This window comes from Bradyrhizobium sp. BEA-2-5 (assembly GCF_032918025.1).
Taxonomy (GTDB): domain Bacteria; phylum Pseudomonadota; class Alphaproteobacteria; order Rhizobiales; family Xanthobacteraceae; genus Bradyrhizobium; species Bradyrhizobium pachyrhizi.
The window spans coordinates 4,073,174-4,094,025 of sequence record NZ_CP136629.1; the positions used below are offsets into that span (position 1 = coordinate 4,073,174).

13 protein-coding genes and 1 pseudogene are annotated in these 20,852 nt (G+C 65.9%); 7 read left to right on the forward strand and 7 right to left on the reverse strand.

Annotated features, from left to right (window positions below; genetic code table 11):
* Nucleotides 1-40: 40 nt before the first annotated feature.
* Entirely contained in the window at nt 41-2,566 is a 2,526-nt protein-coding gene (locus RX327_RS18950; protein WP_410712170.1) for an Rne/Rng family ribonuclease, read from the reverse strand.
* 27 nt (nt 2,567-2,593) lie between these two features.
* On the opposite strand from RX327_RS18950, the gene RX327_RS18955 reads away from it, so the two are divergent.
* The 6 genes from RX327_RS18955 (at nt 2,594) to RX327_RS18980 (ending at nt 11,218) form a co-directional block, all read left to right on the forward strand.
* Nucleotides 2,594-3,322 carry a hypothetical protein gene (locus RX327_RS18955; RefSeq protein ID WP_317251119.1) on the forward strand — a complete coding sequence of 243 codons (729 nt, stop codon included), beginning with the start codon at nt 2,594-2,596 and terminating at the stop codon, nt 3,320-3,322.
* 615 nt (nt 3,323-3,937) lie between these two features.
* Entirely contained in the window at nt 3,938-5,248 is a 1,311-nt protein-coding gene (locus tag RX327_RS18960; RefSeq protein ID WP_317251120.1) for an N-acetylmuramoyl-L-alanine amidase, read from the forward strand.
* A 237-nt stretch (nt 5,249-5,485) separates the two neighbouring features.
* A complete protein-coding gene (locus RX327_RS18965; protein WP_317251121.1) occupies nt 5,486-7,987 on the forward strand; it encodes a penicillin-binding protein 1A in 2,502 nt (833 codons plus the stop codon).
* Between the two features lie 208 nt (nt 7,988-8,195).
* Nucleotides 8,196-9,327, forward strand: a protein-coding gene (gene prfB / locus RX327_RS18970; protein ID WP_317251122.1) for a peptide chain release factor 2 whose coding sequence is annotated in 2 segments (ribosomal slippage) — nt 8,196-8,264 and nt 8,266-9,327 — 1,131 coding nt in all. Because the reading frame shifts where the segments join, the coding sequence is not laid out codon by codon here.
* Between the two features lie 2 nt (nt 9,328-9,329).
* Nucleotides 9,330-10,199: an NAD(P)-dependent oxidoreductase gene (locus tag RX327_RS18975; protein ID WP_317251123.1), complete on the forward strand. Its 870-nt coding sequence runs from the start codon at nt 9,330-9,332 to the stop codon at nt 10,197-10,199.
* 83 nt (nt 10,200-10,282) lie between these two features.
* Complete coding sequence (locus RX327_RS18980) at nt 10,283-11,218, forward strand: DMT family transporter (protein ID WP_317251124.1); 936 nt, start codon at nt 10,283-10,285, stop codon at nt 11,216-11,218.
* On the opposite strand, the gene RX327_RS18985 is transcribed toward RX327_RS18980, so the two are convergent.
* The gene (locus RX327_RS18985; RefSeq protein ID WP_050386557.1) at nt 11,178-13,331 is read right to left on the reverse strand and encodes a carbamoyltransferase C-terminal domain-containing protein; all 2,154 of its coding nucleotides are present in this window, start codon (nt 13,329-13,331) and stop codon (nt 11,178-11,180) included. The genes RX327_RS18980 and RX327_RS18985 overlap by 41 nt on opposite strands.
* A gap of 160 nt (nt 13,332-13,491) precedes the next feature.
* On the opposite strand from RX327_RS18985, the gene RX327_RS18990 reads away from it, so the two are divergent.
* Complete coding sequence (locus RX327_RS18990; RefSeq protein WP_317251125.1) at nt 13,492-14,727, forward strand: ABC transporter substrate-binding protein; 1,236 nt, start codon at nt 13,492-13,494, stop codon at nt 14,725-14,727.
* 194 nt (nt 14,728-14,921) lie between these two features.
* On the opposite strand, the gene RX327_RS18995 is transcribed toward RX327_RS18990, so the two are convergent.
* From RX327_RS18995 to RX327_RS19020, 5 genes and pseudogenes are all read right to left on the reverse strand, one after another.
* Nucleotides 14,922-16,208: an O-antigen ligase family protein gene (locus tag RX327_RS18995; protein WP_050386555.1), complete on the reverse strand. Its 1,287-nt coding sequence runs from the start codon at nt 16,206-16,208 to the stop codon at nt 14,922-14,924.
* A gap of 6 nt (nt 16,209-16,214) precedes the next feature.
* Nucleotides 16,215-17,643 (reverse strand): annotated as a pseudogene (locus tag RX327_RS19000) (glycosyltransferase family 4 protein).
* Entirely contained in the window at nt 17,640-18,380 is a 741-nt protein-coding gene (locus RX327_RS19010) for an ABC transporter ATP-binding protein (RefSeq protein ID WP_050386553.1), read from the reverse strand. The pseudogene RX327_RS19000 and the gene RX327_RS19010 overlap by 4 nt, the downstream one beginning before the upstream one ends.
* A gap of 3 nt (nt 18,381-18,383) precedes the next feature.
* Nucleotides 18,384-20,324 carry a glycosyltransferase gene (locus tag RX327_RS19015; protein WP_317251128.1) on the reverse strand — a complete coding sequence of 647 codons (1,941 nt, stop codon included), beginning with the start codon at nt 20,322-20,324 and terminating at the stop codon, nt 18,384-18,386.
* A gap of 17 nt (nt 20,325-20,341) precedes the next feature.
* On the reverse strand, nt 20,342-20,554 hold the full coding sequence (locus RX327_RS19020; RefSeq protein ID WP_050386552.1) for a hypothetical protein: 213 nt from the start codon (nt 20,552-20,554) through the stop codon (nt 20,342-20,344).
* Nucleotides 20,555-20,852 lie beyond the last annotated feature (298 nt).

Consider the following 20,852-nt stretch of genomic DNA (forward strand, 5'->3'; position numbering starts at 1 on the left):
ACGCCCGGCGTGAGCCGGGCGTTCTGACTTGCAGGTGGTGCTAATTGCCGCCGCCGAAGCGGCGCGACCACCAGCCCTTGCGGGCCGGAGCCTCGGCCGCAGCGGCCGGTGCCGGTTCTGGAGCAGCCGCGGCCGGCTCAGGGGCAGCTTCCTCCGCCGGGCTTTGAACCAGCGCCGCTGATGCCTCGGGCTGTGGGCTCGATGCGAAGTTGACCTTTTCGCGCACCGTCGAACGGCGGCGCTGCGCGCGGTCACCTTCGGCAGTGTCCTCGGCGGCAGACGCCGCGGCGGTTTCGGGCTCGGGTGCCGCGACCGGCTCAACAGGTGCGACCTCGGTCGGCTGCCACTCCGGCGGCTCGGCGACCAGTTCGGGCTGCGCCAGCGAGGGAGCCGGCTCCGCATCATGGCTATCGAAATCGGCGACTGCGTCGGAGGCCTCCGACGTCGCCGCCGGGCTCAACTCATCGGAGATCGATCCGGCGAGGCCGTCATCCGGTCCGCCACTGCCGCGCCGGCGGCGGCCGCCACGGCGCCCGCGGCGCCGCGGGCGGCGATCGCCATTGCCGGCCTGGTCGTCGCGGGCAGCGGTCTGCTGCTCGTCGCCTTCGTCCTCATCACCTTCGGCATCGGCGGCGGCAACCGCCTCGGTGCCTTCTGGCAGGACATGCATGAGATCGCCGTCCTCGCGCGGCTGCTGGGCGCCTTCACGCGCCTCGCTGCCGCCACCGCGGCCGCGGCGCCGGCGGCGCCGCTTGCGACGCTGACCGTCGCCTTCGCCCTCGGCGGAGCCCGATTCATCACCGGCCGCCCGCTCGTCGGCGAGACCCTCGGTCTCGTCGGTCTCGATCTCGGCCTCGTATTCGAACAGTTCTTCCTCGTCATCGGCCTCTTCGGCCTGAGCCGGAGCCGCAGCAGTCTGCGCAACGAGCAGCGCCTTGGCCGCTTCGAGCGTATGCACCTGCTCGCCGCGGTCGATCATGTAGGACTGCTGGCCGTGCACTGTGGCGTCCGCGACGATCGACAGCGAAACCCGGAAGGAGTCTTCGAGGTCGCGCAGATGGCCACGCTTGTGGTTCAGCACGTAGAGCGCGACGTCGGTGCGGGTGCGGACCACGAGATTGTGGGTCGCGCCCTTCATCAGGATCTCTTCGAGGCCGCGCAGCAGCTGCAGCGCCACCGAAGACACCGAGCGGACGTGGCCGGTGCCGCCGCAATGCGGGCACGGATCGGTCGAGCTCTCCAGCACGCTGGCGCGGATGCGCTGGCGGGACATTTCGAGCAGGCCGAAATGCGAGATGCGGCCGACCTGGATGCGCGCGCGATCCTGCCGGAGGCAATCGGACAGCTTGCGCTCGACCGCGCGGTTGTTGCGCTTCTCGTCCATGTCGATGAAGTCGATGACGATCAGGCCGGCGAGGTCGCGCAACCGGAGCTGGCGGGCGACCTCTTCGGCCGCTTCCAGATTGGTCTTGAGCGCGGTGTCCTCGATATGGTGCTCCCGCGTCGATCGTCCGGAGTTGACGTCGATCGAGACCAGCGCTTCGGTCTGGTTGATCACGATGTAGCCGCCGGAGCGCAGTTGCACGGTCGGCGAGAACATCGCGTCCAGCTGGCTCTCGACGCCCATGCGCGAGAACAGCGGCTGGCCGTCGCGATACTGCTTCACCGCGCCGACATTGGCGGGCATCAGCATCTTCATGAAATCGCGGGCTTCGCGGTAGCCGGATTCGCCGGCGACCTGAATCTCGTCGATCTCCTTGTTGTAGAGGTCGCGCAGCGAGCGCTTGATCAGCGAGCCTTCCTCGTAGACGAGGGTCGGGGCCTGCGACTTCAGCGTGAGGTCGCGTACCGTTTCCCACATCCGGATCAGATATTCGAAGTCGCGCTTGATCTCGGGCTTGGTGCGGGAAGCGCCTGCCGTGCGCAGGATGATGCCCATGCCCTCGGGCACGTCGAGATCCTGCACCACTTCCTTCAGGCGCGAACGATCCTGCGCGCTGGTGATCTTGCGGCTGATGCCGCCGCCGCGCGCGGTGTTGGGCATCAGCACGGCATAGCGGCCGGCGAGCGAGAGGTAGGTCGTCAGCGCCGCGCCCTTGTTGCCGCGCTCTTCCTTGACCACCTGCACCAGCATCACCTGGCGCCGCTTGATGACTTCCTGGATCTTGTACTGACGGCGCGGACGGAAGGTGCGCTCCGGCACTTCCTCCAGCACATCGTCGCCGCCGACGGATTCGACGACTTCCTCTTCGGCTTCCTCGCCGTCCTCCTCGTCCTCGTCTTCGCCGGCCTCGTCGCCCGGCCCGGTCTCGGGCGCGACCACCTCGGCGAGCGCGCCATATTCGGCGACCGCGTGCTCATCGGCGGCATGAACCTCGTCGGAAGCCACGTGCGGCGCGTCGTCGGCATGCGCGGCGTTTTCCTCGATCTGCTCCTCATGGGCGCGCTCAGGCTCATGATTGACCTCGACCGTGTCGATGGTCTCGGGCGCGGCCGACGCGGCGGAGGCTTCGACCACAGCAACGACGGGGTCGGACGGGGCGTCGGCAACCGCCGCCTCGCTCACCTCGGGGGCGTGGTCGTGATCATGTGCATGATCGTGGTCGTGATGGTCGTCGTGACCATGATCGTGGTGGCCATGATCGTCGTGGTCATGATCATGCTGATGCTCATGGTCCTCGTGATGCGCATGATCATGCGCCTCATGTTCGTGGCCTTCCTGGGCGACCACGCCGTGATCGTGGTGCCCAGCATCATGTTCATGATGCTCGGCATCGACGGGATGTTCGTGGGCCTCGATGGTGGGCAGCGCCTGCGTGTCGTTCGCGCCCTCGATCACCTCGCTCTGGACGCGCTCGCCATGACCGCGGCGGCGGGCGTTGCGGTGGCGCGAACGGCGGCGGCCGTGCGAGCGGTTCTCGCTCTCTTCCTCGGCCTCGCGATGGGCCTGTTCCTCGGCCTCGATCAGCGCCTGCCGGTCGGCGACCGGGATCTGATAATAGTCGGGATGGATTTCGCTGAAGGCGAGGAAGCCGTGGCGATTGCCGCCATATTCGACGAAGGCGGCCTGGAGCGAGGGTTCGACCCGTGTGACCTTGGCGAGGTAGATATTCCCGCGCAGTTGCTTGCGTTGCGCGGTTTCGAAATCAAACTCTTCGACGCGATTGCCGCGGACCACGACGACCCGGGTCTCTTCCGGGTGGGTGGCATCGATCAACATCTTGTTGGGCATGTCTTAACTCTTGGCGGCGGCGGACGCGATAAACCATGGGCGCGTATCGCGCCGCCGGGTGACGCGACGGTCCACCTGATTCGGGGGTGAGGGGAAGGCCGAAACGCATCTCGCGGCGCAGCGCCGGACGGGAACTCACCGGGATGATGCGACGGGCGAAGTTTTCACCTCGCGTCAGCGCGATCATTCGGGGGATCCTGGTCGGCAATACAGTCTGGCGCATTAAGCGTCGGCCCGTCTAAACATGTTGGCGGCGAAAAATACCGCCGTATCTTTTGCTGAAAGCCCCGCCTGGCGCCGAAGCGCCCGCCGGCCATCGCATATCGAGGCCCCAAGGGACCGGATAATCGGTTATGCCGTGTCTCAAACCGTCCCTCTGGCGAGGGAGTGTGCCTGGGACCGGACGCCGCTCGGGCTTGAATCCGCCACTCCGTGTCAGCCGCGCGCGGCGCTGGCTGGGGAGGGACCGGAAAAACACGGCGGGATCTTCGATCAGGAAGGTTCCACCGCTGCACCGGGAGGCTGAACGCGACACAACCGGGAGTACTAGCCGTCAGCACCTCGTACATACGTGGATTGACCGCCGCGTGCAAGGGAAGCGTCACGCCGCCGCAACACTCGGTTCTTTTCGCCGGAGCGTCATTAGGGAGCGATTAACCGTGTGGTTCTAATGCGGTAAGAAGCAGCTGGGAGGCTACGAATTGGGTGGCGAACCGCGCAAAACACCTTGTTTTTCTGGGATGCGGGCTGTTGTGCGCCGCAACATGGGTGTTTGCCATTGCCGGCGCCCCGAGCGCCGCCGAGGGACCGCAGAACGGCCAGCCTGCGCCGGCCGCGAGCGCCCCGAATTTCCCTGTCGCATCCGGCGCCAGGCTCGCCGGCGACGCCAAGCAGACCCGATTCATCCTCGACCTCGACCGCAAGATCGAATTTCGCGCCTTCCCGCTGGCCGACCCCTACCGCGTCGTGGTCGATATCCCGCAGGTCGATTTTCAGCTCGCGGCCGGCACCGGCTCGGCGGGGCGGGGCCTGGTCAAGGCTTTCCGCTACGGGCTGGTCATGCCCGGCGGCTCGCGAATCGTGTTCGACCTGACAGGACCGGCGAAGATCGCCAATTCCTACGTGGTCGAAGCCGCCAACGGCCAGCCGCCGCGGCTGGTGCTGGACTTCGAGGAGGTCGACCGCACCAGCTTCGTGCAGTCGCTGGCGCCCGCGAGCCGGCCCGAATCGAAACCGGCGATTTCCGAATCCACCACGGCGACCATTCCGGCCGTTACGTCTGCGGCGCTGCCGCCGGTTGCGGTCACTGACGCGCGCCCGCTGATCGTGATCGATCCGGGTCACGGCGGCATCGACAACGGCACGCAATCCGGCGACCAGACCGAGAAGAACCTGGTGCTGGGCTTTGGCCTTGCCCTGCGCGACCGGATCGAGAAGTCGGGCAAGTATCGGGTGGTCATGACGCGGTCCGACGACACTTTCATCCCGCTCAACGATCGGGTGAAGATTGCGCGCTCCCAGTCCGCGGCACTGTTCGTCTCGATCCATGCCGACGCCCTGCCGCGCCGCGAGGGCGATGCCCAGGGCGCCACGATCTACACGGTGTCGGACAAGGCCTCCGATGCCGAGGCGGAACGGCTGGCGGAGGCGGAAAACAAGGCCGACGCCATCGCCGGCGTGAACCTGACCGACGAGCCGACCGAGGTCGCCGACATTCTGATCGACCTCGCGCAGCGTGAAACCAAGACGTTCTCCAATCGCTTCGCCCGTCTTCTGATGGACGAGATGAAGGCGACGGTGCGGATGCACAAGCATCCCCTGAAGTCCGCCGGCTTCCGGGTGCTGAAGGCGCCCGATGTGCCCTCCGTGCTGGTCGAGATCGGTTATGTCTCCAACAAGGGGGATCTCGAGCACCTGGTCTCCGAGGGGTGGCGGAACAAGGCGGTCGGCTCGATGGTGCAGGCGATCGACACGTTCTTCGCCAAACGGCTGGCAACTGCCGGGTCGGCAAAGTGAAATCGGCTCGCTGAAAAGCCGGGGCCGTTGCGCCGAAGCCCTAGTTTGGCCACAGCCGCGACGGTATAGACAATGGACCGCAGGTCCGCAGAATCGACCATATTGTCCGGCGGCTCTTGTATACTCGCGTGCGCAAGGTGGCTCGCTGGGCCAAAGCTTCGTTGTGTGAGGCTTTCGCACTTTTGGACAGGCGCTTCTGACGACTGAGCGCCGGAGGGTAGGAACGGAACGTCGATAATGCGCTTGCTGGTGCGGTTCATGGGCTTCCTGTTCGCCGCGGGAACGGTGGTGTTCCTTGTCGGCGTCGGGGCCGTGGCAGGCCTGATCTGGCATTTCTCCAAGGACTTGCCGGACTACTCTCAGCTTCAGGATTACGAGCCGCCGGTAATGACCCGCGTGCATGCCGCCGACGGCGCGCTGCTCGGCGAATACTCCAAGGAGCGCCGGCTCTATCTGCCGATCCAGGCGGTGCCGAAACTCGTGATCAACGCGTTCCTGGCCGCGGAAGACAAGAATTTCTACGAGCACGGCGGCATCGACTACACCGGCATGGCGCGCGCCGGATTGCTTTATCTGCAGAACTACGGCTCCAACCGCCGCCCGCAGGGTGCGTCCACCATCACCCAGCAGGTCGCCAAGAACTTCCTGCTGACCAACGAGGTCTCCTTCGCCCGCAAGATCAAGGAAGCCTTGCTGGCGATGCGCATCGAGCGCGCCTATTCCAAGGACCGCATCCTCGAGCTCTATCTGAACGAAATCTATCTGGGCCTCGGCGCCTACGGCATCGCGGCCGCCTCGCTGGTCTATTTCGACAAGTCGGTGAACGAGCTGACGGTGGCCGAAGCGTCCTATCTGGCGGCGCTGCCGAAGATGCCGGCGACGCTGCATCCGGTCCGCAACCGCGACCGCGCCATCGAGCGCCGCAATTATGTGATCGACCGTCTGCTGGAGAACGGCTGGATCAAGCAGGCCGACGCCGACAAGGCGCGCAAGGAGCCGCTGGCCGTCACCAGCCGGTCCAACGGCGCCCACACCTTCGCCGGCGAATATTTCGCCGAGGAAGTCCGCCGCGACATCTTCGAACGCTACGGCGAGAAGAAGCTGTATGAAGGCGGCCTGTCGGTTCGCACCACGCTCGATCCGAAGATCCAGGTCATGGCGCGCAAGGCCATGGTCGCCGGCCTCGTGAATTACGACGAGGCGCAGGGCTGGCGCGGGGCGCTGCACAAGCTCGACATTTCCGGTGACTGGGGCGTCAAGCTTGCCGACGTGAAGTCGCTGTCCGACATCTCGCCGTGGCGGATGGCTGTTGTGCTCGAGACCAGCGATCAGTCGGCACGGATCGGCTTCCAGCCGGGTCGCGAACTCGGCGGCGCGGTCAGCAAGGAACGGCAGACCGGCATCATCACGATGGACGGTGTGCGCTGGGCCAAGACCAAGGGCAAGGCGCCGACCGCGGTTTCGCAGGTGCTACAGCCGGGTGACGTGATCTACGCTGATCCGCTGGTGACGAAGGACGGCAACGCGGTCGAAGGCCAGTATCGCCTGCGGCAATTGCCTGAAGTCTCCGGCGCCATGGTGGTGATGGATCCCTGGACGGGCCGCGTGCTCGCGATGGTGGGCGGCTTCTCGTTCGACCAGAGCCAGTTCAATCGCGCCACGCAGGCCTATCGGCAGCCGGGTTCGTCGTTCAAGCCGATCGTCTACTCGGCCGCGCTCGACAACGGCTATACGCCCTCGACCGTCGTGCTCGATGCGCCGATCGAAATCGATCAGGGCCAGGGCGCCGGCGTGTGGCGGCCTGAAAACTATTCGACCGGCAAGTATTACGGCCCGACCACGCTGCGCAACGCGCTGCAGCGCTCGCTCAACACCGTCACGGTGCGGCTCGCACAGGACATCGGCATGCCGCTGGTCGGCGAATACGCCAAGCGCTTCGGCGTCTATGACGAATTGCCGAACTATCTGTCGTATGCGCTCGGTGCCGGCGAAACGACCGTGATGCGCATGGTCACGGCCTATTCGATGTTCGCCAATGGCGGCCGCCGGGTGAAGCCGACGCTGATCGATCGCATCCAGGATCGCTACGGCCACACCATCTTCAAGCACGACACCCGCGAATGCCGCGGCTGCGACGCGCCGGGCGGCTGGAAGAACCAGCCCGAGCCGCAGCTGATCGACCGCCGCGAGCAGGTGCTGGACTCCATGACCGCCTATCAGATCACCGAGCTGATGGAAGGCGTGGTGCAGGCCGGTACGGCCACGGTCATCAAGGACGTCGGCAAACCCGTCGCCGGCAAGACCGGCACCACCAACGAGGCCAAGGACGCCTGGTTCGTCGGCTTCTCGCCGGATATCGCCGTCGCCATCTACATGGGCTACGACAAGCCGCGCAATCTCGGCCGCGCCGCCACCGGCGGCCACGTCGCCGCGCCGATCGCGCGCGATTTCCTCAAGCTCGCGCTCGCCGACAAGCCGGCCGTTCCGTTCAAGGTGCCGGCGGGCATCAAGCTCGTGCGCGTCGTCGCCAAGACCGGCATGCGCGCAGGCCCCGGCGAGACCGGCGGAACCATCCTCGAAGCCTTCAAGCCGGGCACCGCGCCGCCGGACAATTATTCGGTCATCGGCGTTGCCGACGCCGACGGGCGCGGCCCGGCGCCTGGCCCGCAGCCGTCGCAGAATGGGGCCCAGCCCGATGGCGGCTTCTTCATGCGTCCGGGAACCGGGGGGCTTTACTAGAGCGTTTTCGAGCGAAGTGGACACCGGTTCGCGTCAAGAAAACGCGTCAAAACAACAACCTAGAGCCCCGTTTCGATCCAATCGGAACGGAAACAGCGCTGGCCTCCAGCACGGCCAAATCGCCGGGATATTGCGGCCAAGCCGATTGCGCTTTGCTGCGCCGGTCGCTACATCCCCCGGAACCTTTTTAGCCAACACCTGAAAGACCATGCGCGCCGAAATCGAACGGTTGGTAGAAGAGATCAAGCAGTCAGTCGGGCTGCTGAGGAGGCATCTTTGACGTCGAGAAATCGACGGCGCGCCTCGCTGAGCTGAACAAGCTCGCAGAAGATCCCAACCTCTGGAACGATCCCCAGAAAGCCCAGAAGCTGATGCAGGAGCGCACCTCGCTCGAGGATGCGCTCTCAGGAATCGGCAAGGTCGAGCAGGAGCTCGAAGACGACATCGGCATGATCGAGCTCGGCGAGGCCGAGGGCGATGACGGCGTCGTTGCCGAAGCCGAAGCTGCGCTGAAGAACCTCAAGAAGGAAGTGGCGCGACGCGAGCTCGAGGCGCTGCTGTCGGGCGAGGCCGACCGCTTCGATTCCTATCTCGAAGTCCATGCCGGCGCCGGCGGCACCGAGAGCCAGGACTGGGCGCAGATGCTGCTGCGCATGTACACGCGCTGGGCCGAAAACCACGGCTTCAAGGTCGAGTTCCTGGAAGAATCCGAGGGCGAAGAGGCCGGCATCAAATCCGCGACCATCCAGGTCTCCGGGCACAATGCCTATGGCTGGCTGAAGACGGAAGCCGGCGTGCATCGCCTGGTGCGCATCTCGCCGTTCGATTCCAACGCGCGGCGGCACACCTCGTTCTCGAGCGTGCAGGTCTTCCCCGTCATCGACGACAGCATCAAGATCGACATCAAGGAATCCGATGTCCGCGTCGACACCATGCGTTCAGGCGGCGCCGGCGGCCAGCACGTCAACAAGACCGAATCCGCAGTGCGCCTGACGCACATTCCGACCGGCGTTGCCGTGGTCTGCCAGGCCGGACGCTCCCAGCACAAGAACCGGGCGCAGGCCTGGGACATGCTGCGCGCGCGGCTCTACGAGATGGAGCTGAAGAAGCGCGAGGAGAAGGCCGCCGCCGATCAGGCGGCCAAGACCGACATCGGCTGGGGCCACCAGATCCGCTCCTACGTGCTGCAGCCCTACCAGATGGTGAAGGATCTGCGCACGGGCGTGCAGACCTCCGACACCGCGGGCGTGCTCGATGGCGAGCTCGACGAGTTCATGGCCGCGACGCTGGCGCAGCGCGCGTTCGGCACCGGGCCCGGCTCCATCGAGGACGTGGACTAGCCATGCCCCGTGTCGCCTTCATCGGATTGGGGCGGATGGGTCATGGCATGGCTGGCCGCTATCTCGATGCCGGCTTCACGGTGACGCTGTGGAATCGCAGCAAGGCCAAGGCGGAAGACCTGATCGCGCGCGGCGCGCATTGGGCGACCTCGCCGGAGGACGCGGCGATCGATGCCAACGCGGTCGTGACCATGGTCGCCGACGACGAGGCCTCGCGCGCGGTCTGGCTGACCAAGGACGGCGCTTCCGCCAACATGAAGGCCGGCACGCTCGCGATCGAATGCTCCACAGTCTCGTACCAGCACACGCTCGAGATGGCGCGCGAGCTCAACAGCCGCGGCCTGATCTACATCGATTGTCCGGTCACCGGCCTGCCGGAGGCGGCGGCCGCCGGCAAGCTGACGCTGCTGGTGGGGGCCGATCCGGCCGATCTGGAACGCGCGCAGCCTTATCTCGCGCCGATCGGCAGCACGATCCGGCATTTCGGCCCGGTCGGCACCGGCACCGTGTTCAAGCTGATCAACAACCTGATCGGCGCGGTGCAGATCGCAAGCCTCGCCGAGGGCGTCGCGATCGCCGAGCAGGCCGGCCTCGACATGCAACTGGTGGCCGAGGCGCTGGCGACCGGCGCGGTGGCAAGCCCGCAGGTGATCCGCCACTCCAAGCGGATGATCGACCGCAACTTTTCCGGCGCATCGTTCACCGCGGCGCTGCGCCACAAGGACGCCGATTACGCCGTGCGGCTCGCCGAGACCTTGCTGCCCGGCGTACCCGTTAGCCGCGCCGCGCTCGCCGCCTACGACAAGGCGAAGGCCCATGCGCCCGACGCCGACGAGGGCCAGATGATCGAGATCGTGTCGCGGCCGAAATAGGCGGGCCGCCATTCTCGGAAATCGGGTGGGAATATTCGCGGCGCTGCCCTAGTCACCTGTCCGACTGCAGGTGAGTGCCCGACATGCCTTCCGCCGACAACCGCATCGATCGCCGCGACTGGGGGCTGCTTATCCTGCTGTCGGTACTCTGGGGCGGCTCGTTCTTCTTCAACGGCGTGATCCTGCGCGAATTGCCGCCGCTGACCCTGGTGCTGCTGCGCGTCGCGCTCGGCACGATCATCCTGCTGCCGCTGCTGCGGGCCGCCGGAATCGAATTCCCGCGCGGCCTGTCCGGCTGGGTCCCGTTCGCCGCGATGGGGCTGTTCAACAATGTGCTGCCGTTCGCGCTGATCGTGTTCGGGCAGACCTATATTCCGAGCGGGCTGGCTTCGATCCTCAATGCGACGACGCCGCTGTTCGCGGTGGTCGTGATGGCGGCGGCCGGCGAGGAGCGGCTGCAGGCGCGCCGCGTCGTGGGCGTCCTGGTCGGGCTGATCGGGGTTGCGATCCTGCACGGCGACGCGCTCGGTTTCGACAGCCGGCAGGGCATCGGCATCCTGCTGTGCCTCGCTGGCGCCTTCAGCTACGGCATCGCGGCGCTGGTCGGGCGGCGGCTGCCGCAGCGCCTGCCGCCGCTGGGGACGGCGACGTTCCAGATGATCGCCTCGGCGATGCTGATGGCGCCCATCGCCGCCGTCGTCGAACGGCCGTGGCTGTTGCCGATGCCGCATCCGGCGACATGGCTTGCGGTGCTCGGCCTCGCCGGCCTGTCGACGGCGCTCGCCTACATCGTCTTCTTCCAGATCCTGCGGCGCTCCGGCGCGACCAACGTGATGCTGGTGACGCTGCTCATTCCCGTCACCGCGCTGCTGCTCGGATATCTCGTGCTCGGCGAGCCGATCGCGCTGCGCGAGGTGATCGGCGCGCTGGTGATCGCGAGCGCGCTGCTCTTGATCGACGGCCGCGTGCTGGCCTGGTTCAGCCGCGCGCCTGCTTCCACGCCGCATACCATCCGCTGAAGCGTCCGCTGTCGCGCTCGCCGCCGTGCCAGGCGGCATGGGCGGTGCCGTCATCCGCGACCAGCACCACGGCATCGAGCCCCTTGGAGCGGCGCAGCGTGTCCATCGCCTGCGCCGGCGTCTGCGCGATCGGACCTGCGACGTTGAACGAGGTGTTGACCGACATCTCGACGCCGACATGACGGCCGAGCGCCTTCAGATAAGCATGGGTGAGGGGATCGTCGGCCTCGCGCACGATCTGGATGCGGCCGGTGCCGTCGGCATGCACCACCGCCGGAATCTTCGCGCGCGCCTCGGGCTTCGAATGCGCCGTGAGCACCATGTAGTTATAGGCGTTGTAGTCGGCATCGGAGGCGCCGTCTTCGAGCTCGAAATAGTCGCGTGCGGCCTCTAGCGTCGCCATCGGTGCCAGTGGCCGGATCGCCTCGCGATACTTGACGCGCTCGTTGAGCCGCTCGCGCACCTCGGGATCGCAGGGATTGGCGAGGATCGAGCGATGGCCGAGCGCGCGCGGGCCGGTTTCAGCGGCGCCCTGATAGATCGCGATCACGCCGCCTTGCGCGACCATGGATGCCATCAGGTCGGCAACCGCGTCGCGCCCTTCTGACGTCGCCACATTGCCGATCTCGGTCGAGGCGATGTCGTCGGCTTGCAACGCCGCGGTGATGTCGGCGTTCGAGGGCGGCAGGCCGCAATAGAATGCGTGCGACAGCGGCGCGCCGCGCGGCGCGCCCGCCATATGCGCGAACAGCCAGGCGGCGCCGATCGGCACGCCGGGATCGCCGGGCACCGGCGGCACCCACATATGCAGTCGCGTCTTGCGCTGCTGCGCCCGCTCAAACCACGCCTCGTCGAAATGCTCGAGCAGACGCATGTTGCCGAGCGCGTTCAGCGCGACGCCTCCGGTCAGCACCAGGCGGTCGGTGCCGGTGGTGCGCAGGAGATGGTCGATGACGTGGATCATCGCGTCCTCGAACACCAGTTGCGTCGCGGCTGCCTTATCGACGCGGTCCTTGGTGTCGGGGCGGTGATTGATGTCCTCGACGCGCAACACGGCGTCGGGATTCCAGAGCTGGTCAGGGCGCAGCGGCGGACCGAGAATGTCAATCAGCGGCTGATGATAGGGATCGTCGGCGGGATCGGCGTACCAATTGGCCATCGCGCGATTGAGCTGCACGCTGCCATTGGGCCCGAGCTGCAGCACCGCCTTCAGGCGCGAATAATACGGATTGGTGGCGCGGTTCATGTCGCCCCAGGCGGCGGCGCCCATGTAGCGGCCCTCGCTGGAGAGCCAGGTCCAGCCGCCCTGGCTCGACGAGATCACGGTGTAGAAGGCGCCGAGCGAGTCGAACAGGCTCTCATTGCAATAGAGCTGCTTCATCTCGCCATTCTCGGCGACATAGAGCGAGATCGAGCCGACGTCGCCGGTGCCGTCGAGCACAGCGATCGCGACACGCTCGCGCGTATCGGCGAACGGCGAGGCCGTGAACGAGTACCAGGCGTGATTGTCGTGGTGCGGCATGCAGATCAGCGGCAATTGCTTGTCGAGCCCGTACATCCTGCCGAGCCGGCGCGACAGCCGCCGCACCTGATCCAGCTGGCGCAGATTGATTGCCGGAGCGATCGGGGCGCGCAGCAATTTGAGGCTGGCCGGCGCTTCCTCGAGCGAGGTGCGGATCAGCATCGCCAGCAGCGCCGGATAGTCCCATGTCGTGACGAAGGCGGCGATGTCGCCGACATCGCGGCCCATCCGCTGCAACACCTTGCGCATGTCGTCGAGTGCGTATTGCGGGAACTCGTTGGTGTGCTTGTTGCCGGAGAAGCGCTCTTCCTCGTTGTTGACGATCAGGCGCGGTCCGTCCTTCCGGGTGACCTCGACCAGCGCGACGCCGGTGTTGTGCGTGCCGGGGCAGGCGAGGCCTGCGATATAGACGGTCTCGCCGCGCTGCAGCTTCTCGCGGATCGAGGCGATCGTGCGCTGCGCGAACGCGCCATTGGCCTTGTGCAGGCCACGCTTCGCCAACGCAGACTCGCTGAGGCGGCGCGTGATCTCATAGCCCGCGGCCGCAAGATGCGGATGCCGCGGACCGGTACGGATGTCCGGCTTACGCAATCAGAACGCCTCGACTCGTGATCCCCAGATCGACCTTCAATCATAAATAGCGCCAGGCAACAATGCCGTTTCGCCCAACGGAAAAACCCAACGCTTGCCAGCACATGCGTCTCTTGCGAGACTTGCCGCCAAAACCAACGACAAAAATCGGGAGAAAACGATGCCGGCTCGTTTCGGATATATTGGCGCAATCGCGGCGTTCGCAAGTGCCGCACTGATCGCGACCTCGGCCACCGCGCAGAAGAAATACGATCCCGGCGCGAGTGATGGCGAAATCAAGATCGGCAACATCATGCCATACAGCGGCCCCGCGTCGTCCTATGGGGTGATCGGCAAGACCGAGGCCGCGTTCTTCAAGATGATCAACGAGCAGGGCGGCATCAACGGCCGCAAGATCAACTTCATCAGCTACGACGACGCCTATTCGCCGCCGAAAACGGTGGAGCAGGCGCGCAAGCTGGTCGAGAGCGACGGGGTGCTGCTGATCTTCCAGCCGCTCGGCACGCCGTCCAATTCGGCAATCATGAAATACATGAATGCCAAGAAGGTGCCGCAATTGTTCGTCGCCTCCGGAGGCACCAAGTTCGGCGACCCCAAGAACTTCCCCTGGACGATGGGCTTTCAGCCCAACTACCAGAGCGAGGGCCGCATCTACGCAAAGTACATTCGCGACAAATTCCCCGACAGTAAGATCGCGGTGTTCTGGCAGAATGACGATGCCGGCAAGGATCAGTTCAAGGGCCTGAAGGACGGGCTCGGCGACAAGGTCGGCATGATCATCGCCGACAAGTCGTACGAGGTCTCCGATCCCTCGATCGATTTGCAGATCGTCGCGCTGCACGATTCCGGCGCCGACATCTTCTTCTCCTGGGCGGCGCCGAAGGGATCGGCGCAGGCGATCCGGAAAGTGGGCGAGCTCGGCTGGAAGCCGAAATTCTTCCTCGCCAACACCGCGACCTCGGTCGCCTCGGTGCTGAAACCGGCCGGACTCGAGTTCTCCAAGGGCATCATCTCGACCGCCTATCTCAAAGACCCGACCGATCCGACCTGGGACAAGGATCCGGCGGTGCAAAACTGGCGCGCCTTCATGGACAAGTATTACCCCGACGGCGACAAGGCCAACGCCAACAACCTCTATGGCTATGTCCAGGCCGAGGCGATGATGCAGGTGCTGAAGCAGTGCGGCGACAACCTGACGCGCGAGAACGTGATGAAGCAGGCCGCGAGCCTGAAGAACTTCCACTCCGACCTGATGCTGCCGGGCGTCATGGTCAACACCTCCCCCGACGACTACTTCCCGATCGAGCAGATGCAGCTGATGCGCTTCAACGGCGAGGCATGGGAGCTGTTCGGCGACGTGATCACCGGCGAGGTCGGGCACGAAGCGTCGCGGTAGGCGGTCGGTTGTTAGAACGGCGTTGCCAGCGCCGCAAACACCGCCGTCGTCCCGGCGAAAGCCGGGATCCATACTCCGCGGCGGACGTTGCTGAAGGGGCTCGTCGTTTCAGCGACGCGCAATAACAAGAGCTTGGGGTAATGGGGTCCCGGCTTTCGCCGGGACGACACTGAACGTGTGGCGCGATCTGTGAGTCACACATCCGCATTTTCCGGCCGGCGGGCGCGGAGCGCCTTGCCGCCGGCGACGCCGACACCGATCACGTACATCCAGCCTTCGTGAAAATCGGACAGATGCGAATTGAGCAGCGAGCTTGTGATGTTCTGCACGACCACGGCGAGTCCGATCCAGCTCACGAGATCGCGGCCGGCGAACAGCCTGACGTGGCTGATCCACATCGCGTAGAGCAGCAGGATGCCGATCAGCCCCCACTGGACCCCGACATTAAGGGTCTGGTTGTGCGGGTTGTTGATCACCTCGGCCTCAAGGCCGGCTTGTCCGACGGCATCCTGCGTGAACATGTGCCTGATCGAACCGGTGCCGTGGCCGAGCCACGGCGCCTCGCCGATGAACTTCACGGACTTCCGCCAGTAGGTCAGGCGCTGCGCCGTGGAAGCGATGCCTGACGTATCGTGCGCCCGATACTCGATACTGACATCGGCGATGCGTTGGCGCAGGTATGGGGACGTGGTCCAGACCACGAGGCTGGTGACCGCGACGCCGGCGAACAGCAGCCGGGTGGCGCGCCGCGACAAATGCAACGAGGCGAACAGGATCAACAGCACCGGCATGTAGACCAACGCGGTCCGGGCCGAGACGACATAGAGCATGTTGAAGACGAACAGCAGCATCAGCGCGATGGCGCCGACTGCGATGCGCCATTGCCTGGCCCGCACCGCCGTCAATGCCGGCAGCGCCAGCGCGAACGCGCAGAGCGCGAACTCCTGGCTCTGGTCGAGGTAGTTCTTGACCGGCACGCCGTCGGAGGCGGTGTGCGCGAGCTTGAGCTGCGGCAGCGCCAGCACGATCCAGGACAGGATCATCAGCACCAAGGAGGACACCAGGAAGGCCAAGAACACCCAGAGCCCGCGCTGCGAGCGCTGGAAATAGCCGAGCAGGAACGGGAGCAGCAGCAGCTTGCTGAGCGGCTTGATGCCATGCAGCCGTTCTACCCAGCTCGTCTCCGACCACGCCACGCCGATCAGCGCGAGTGCGACCAGCGCGATCGGCAACGCAAAGGCCGGCTGCGCGAGGTCGAGCACGAACTGCCGCCAGTCGATGGTCGGGATCACGGCGACAAGCCACAGCAGCATGAAAACGGCGAGTGCCGTGGTCGTCCAGGGTAGCGACGCCGCGGCCAAGGCGATCAGGGTATCGGTGGCGCGGACATAGGGGACTGAGCCGGACCAGGTGCGGACGCGATCGCGCCATCGTGCTGGCGGTTCGATTGCGAGACCAATGGCGTCGGAATCGGTGCTCATGACCGGTCACACGCCGTGCGCGGTTGCACCGTTGAAGGTCGCCATCGCGGCGGTGAGCGCCGCGGCGGCGGCCGCGACGTCCGGGCCAGCCCGATGCGACAGCAGGTCGCGCGCCTGGGTGTGGTGGCCGAACCGCTCGGCGAGCTCGGCCCGCCGCGCGCGGATCCGGTCGCGCCATTGCTCCTGCTGCGCCAGCATGCGCCGCACCGAGGCGCAGATCGAGCCGGTCGAGAACGGATCGAAATAATCGGCAAGCTCGCCCGCGACCTCGCGGAACACGGCAATATCGGAGCACAGCACGGGGGTATTGGCCGCGAACGCCTCGATGATCGGGACGCCAAAGCCTTCGGCGAGGCTCGGCATGATCAGGCCGTGCGCGCCCGCGATCAGTGCCGCCTTCTCGTGCTCGTCGACATAGCCGGAGAAGCGGACGTTCTTCGGCAGGTTGCGCGCCTGGTTGGCGCCGCCGGCATAGCCGATCACGACGAGATCGGCCTCCGGCAGCTTGCGGAAGGCGCGGATGACGGCCGCGAGGTTCTTGCGGGGCTCGTTCGAGACGATGACGACGAAGCTCGGCCGTGCCGGGACGGCGGTTGGCACCGGCGCAAGCGGCGCTTCCGCGCCGTCGAAGCGGGTCCGCGGATAGACCACTCGCGTCGGAATATGCGCATATTGCGGGAGCAGGACGCGGAAGCGGTTCATGCTGTAGTTCGAGACGAAGGCGAGCTCGTCAGCCTGATTCACGCTGGTGAAAAGGCGCGACAGGAACAGGCGTGTTGCGATGTCATCCAGCTTGAGATCGGTGATCGGCAACAGGTCGTGCACGACGCAAATCACCTTTGCGCCCGGGCGGCGCTGGATCGCAACCCGGGTCGGGGTGTCGATGAGAATGACGTCATAGTCGCGCGCATCGACCCGCGGCGGCGGCAACCGGGTCAGGGCCGACGTGTCCTGATAGCTGTAGAAGCCGGGCTCGAGCAGGAAATCGCCGAACAACTCGAGATGGCGCAAATCGGTCGGAATGTATTCGAGGCCCTCGGTCCGGTTCTCGATCAGCTTGACGCTGGTCGGCAGCAGATGAATTGAGCGCAGGAAGGCGATGATGAATTCGAGCGAGGTCGCCGCGTTGAGCTTGTGCTTGAACCAGTCGACGGTGCGGCGCAGGCCGCCGCGCATGATCGGCGAGTTCATGTCGGTTTCATCGAGGTAACGATAGAGCGCGAGCAGCTCGATCAGCCGTGAGTTCCTCGGGCAGCAGGCGCGTCCGCTGCTGCCTGCGGCGCAGCTTCCGGTACCGGCGCGTGGTCTCCACGACGAGGGTCAGGGCATGGCCGTCGCCGGCCAGCGAGCGGATCAATTCACGGGTGAAATGGAAGATGCCGCGCTTGTGGTTGGGCTCGCCAAGCGCCTCGCTGACGACCAGGATCTTTGTCATGCGCTGATTTCTCCGAGCTCGAGGTGATGCGGGACGGGCGCATCCAGCGCGACGGTGCTGGCGATGCGGCCGTGATCGAGATTGATGATGCTGTTGCAGGTCCGGCGTAGCAGGGCGTGGTCGTGCGAGGCGATGATCACGATCGCCGCGGTTTCGACCATCTTGCGCAGCCGCTGCTCGGCCTTGGCCGAGAAATTCTCGTCGACCACGCTGAGCCACTCGTCGAGCAGCAGGATGTCGGCGGGAAACGCCGTCGCGGTCGCGAACAGCACGCGCATCAGCATGCCCGACGAGAACATGCGCAGCGGCAGCCGCCGCATGCGCTCCTCCAGTTCCGTGAACGCCCAGATCTCGTCCAGGACCGCCGGCGTCGGCTTGCGTCCAGAGATCCGCAGCAGCAGGCTGATATTGTCGGCGGCGACGAAATCGAGATTGACGCCGGCGCCGAGGCCGAGCAGCGGCACGATGTTGCCGGAGATCTCGACGCGGCCGCTGGTCGCCGGGAACACGCCGGCGATCAGCCGCAGCAGAGTGGACTTGCCGGAGCCGTTCGGGCCGGCGAGGCCGATGCGTGCGCCGGCTTTCGCCTCGATCGAGATGTCATCGACCGCGCGGATGGTCCGCATCTCGCTGGTCTGGCGGAACAGGCGGCCGAGCAGGCGGCGCTTCAGCGAGAAGTCGTAGGCGCCGTACAGCGGATAATCGAGGCAGACGTCGTGGAGGTGGATGCTTGCCATTCCCTAGATCCAGAATGCCGCTTTGCGCAGATGGGTCATGGTGACGATCGCGGCGACCGCGAGCGCGGCGAGGCAGGCCAGCACGTAGATCACGCTTGCCGTTGCGACATGACCGGTCGCCAGCGGGTCGCGCCAGATCGCGAACAAATGCGTCAGCGGATTGAGCCGCATCACGGTCGAGCCGCGATCGATCATCTCGGATGTCCAGATGATCGGCGAGGCCAGGAAGGCCAGCGTCAGCGAGGACTCGATGATCGGTTTGATGTCGCGGTAACGCGTCGCCAGCGCGCCGAGCACGAGGCTCAGGCCCAGCGTGCAGACCACGAACAGGGCGAGGCCGGGGAGGGCGGCGATGGCGCCGCCGACATCGCGCGGCGTCAGCACGAGCCACAGGAGCAGCGGCACGACCGCGTTATGGGCGGCGAACAGTGCCTGCCGGAAGGTACATTGCAGCAGAAAGATCACAGGGGGCAGCGCGCGATCCTTGATCAGGCTGGCCGAGCCCTGCAGCGCCGTGGTGGCGTCGAGCACCACGCTGTTGAGGAAGGTCCAGGCGGTGAGGCTCGCCGCCAGCATCGGCAGCCGCGCCACCGCGCTGGCGTTGGAGAGATGGCCGATGACCGAGCCGAGCACGGCCACCATGATCGCCATCTGGATCGACATCCAGAAGGGTCCAAGGAGGGAGCGGACGTAGCGATGACGCACGTCGGACCAGGCCAGTGTTGCCGCGATCTGGATCGCGCCGACGAAACCGGCCGTTCGGGAACGCGGGGCTGGGGCTGACGACCCCGCGTCCCTTGCGGCGGCCTCCTCGGTAACGACCTTGCGATACACCGTCTCGACTCCCTCCTTGAAGGCTGCGGTTGAGTATTTCGTCAGCGCGCGATGGCGCGCGGCCTGACCCATGCGGCGGCGCCGCTCGGGATCGTTGATCAGCGTCTCGATGGCGTCGGCGAGCGCGGTGGGATCGCCGGGCGGCACCGTGATGGCCTCGAGGCCGTCGCGGGCGACATGCGGAACGCCGGTGTCGAGCGCGGTGTTGACGACGGGCCGGCTTGCGGCCATCGCCTCAAGCTGCGCCAGCCCGAAGGTCTCCGCATTGGTCACCGACGGCATCACGAACACGTCGGCGATGCGCATCAGCTTGACGCGCTCGCTTTCGGACACCGAGCCGAGCAGGCGGACGCGATCCTGCAAGCCGTAGTCGCGGATCAGTTGCTCGAGGTTGTCGCGCTCGCGGCCCTCGCCGACGATCCAGACCTCGAAATTACGGGCGTGCGCGGCGCGCACCAGCACGTCAAAACCCTTGTAGGGCACGAGGCGTCCGCAGGCGAGCACGAGACGGCCGCGGGCGTTGACGTCGTCGGCCTGGGCGGCCGGCCGGTCATATTTGGCGACATCGACGCCGAACGGAACGGCGTGGCATTTGTCGGAGAATTCCTGCAGCAGCGGCGTGGTTTCGATCAGCACCGGATCGGAGACGATGATCGCGGCGGCCCGGCGCAGCGTTCGCCGCATCATCGGCTCGACGAGGAAGCGCAAGGCCGCGTGCGAGACGATGTCGGCGTGCCAGTGCACGACCAGCGGGCAGGTGCGGCCGAGCCCGAATGCGAAGACGAGATCGGCGAGCGGGAAGGGGGCGTGCAGCGCCAGCAGATCGTGCTCGGCGATGCGGCGCCACAGCCGCCACGGATAGGTCGGCGCCGCCGGCAGCGACAGCACGTCGCCGAACGAGTGCACGCGCTCGACCGCAACGTTGTTGACCACGATCTGCCGCTCGCCGTCGGAGCGCGAGCAGACCAGCACGGCGGCGTTGAACGTGTCCTTCAGTCCGGCGCAGATATCGCGGATCACCGTCAGCGTGCCGCCGAACAGGTCGGGATAGTAGACCTTGAAGATGTGGAGCACCGACGGACGCCGGGCCGGCTCGTTGACGACGATCATGGGTGGCTCGATCCGGATCATGCGACGAACAGGGCGACGATGAACGGCAGCGCCAGCGCGGCGGCGAACACCAGCGAGCGCAGCAGCGCCGGAAACACCGGCTCGATCGGGCCGCAAGGCGCCTGCGGCGTGAAACAGAATGGCGCCTGCGGCGTGAAGCGGAATGTGGTGGCGGCGAACCGACCGGATTCGTGAAACGAACAGGATTCGTGGGCCGAACGAAGAGACATTGCGTCGAATTCCCTGGTGAACGGATTCGGGATACGTGGGAAAATTTCACACGTCAATGGTGTCGGACTAAAATGTGGGATTATGTCCCACGTATGGCGGTGGATAACTTTTCTGAGAGGCGAGGATCGGAACGCATGACGGTGCGATCGCGCCGCGACGGCACGGGGAGCGAGCGAATGCGGGAGTTTCTAAGCGCCGTGAGCCAACTTGTGGGTCGAGCAACGGCCTCCGCTTCACCTCGCCCCGCGTGCGGGGAGAGGTCGGAACGCATCGTCAGATGCGTTCCGGGTGAGGGGG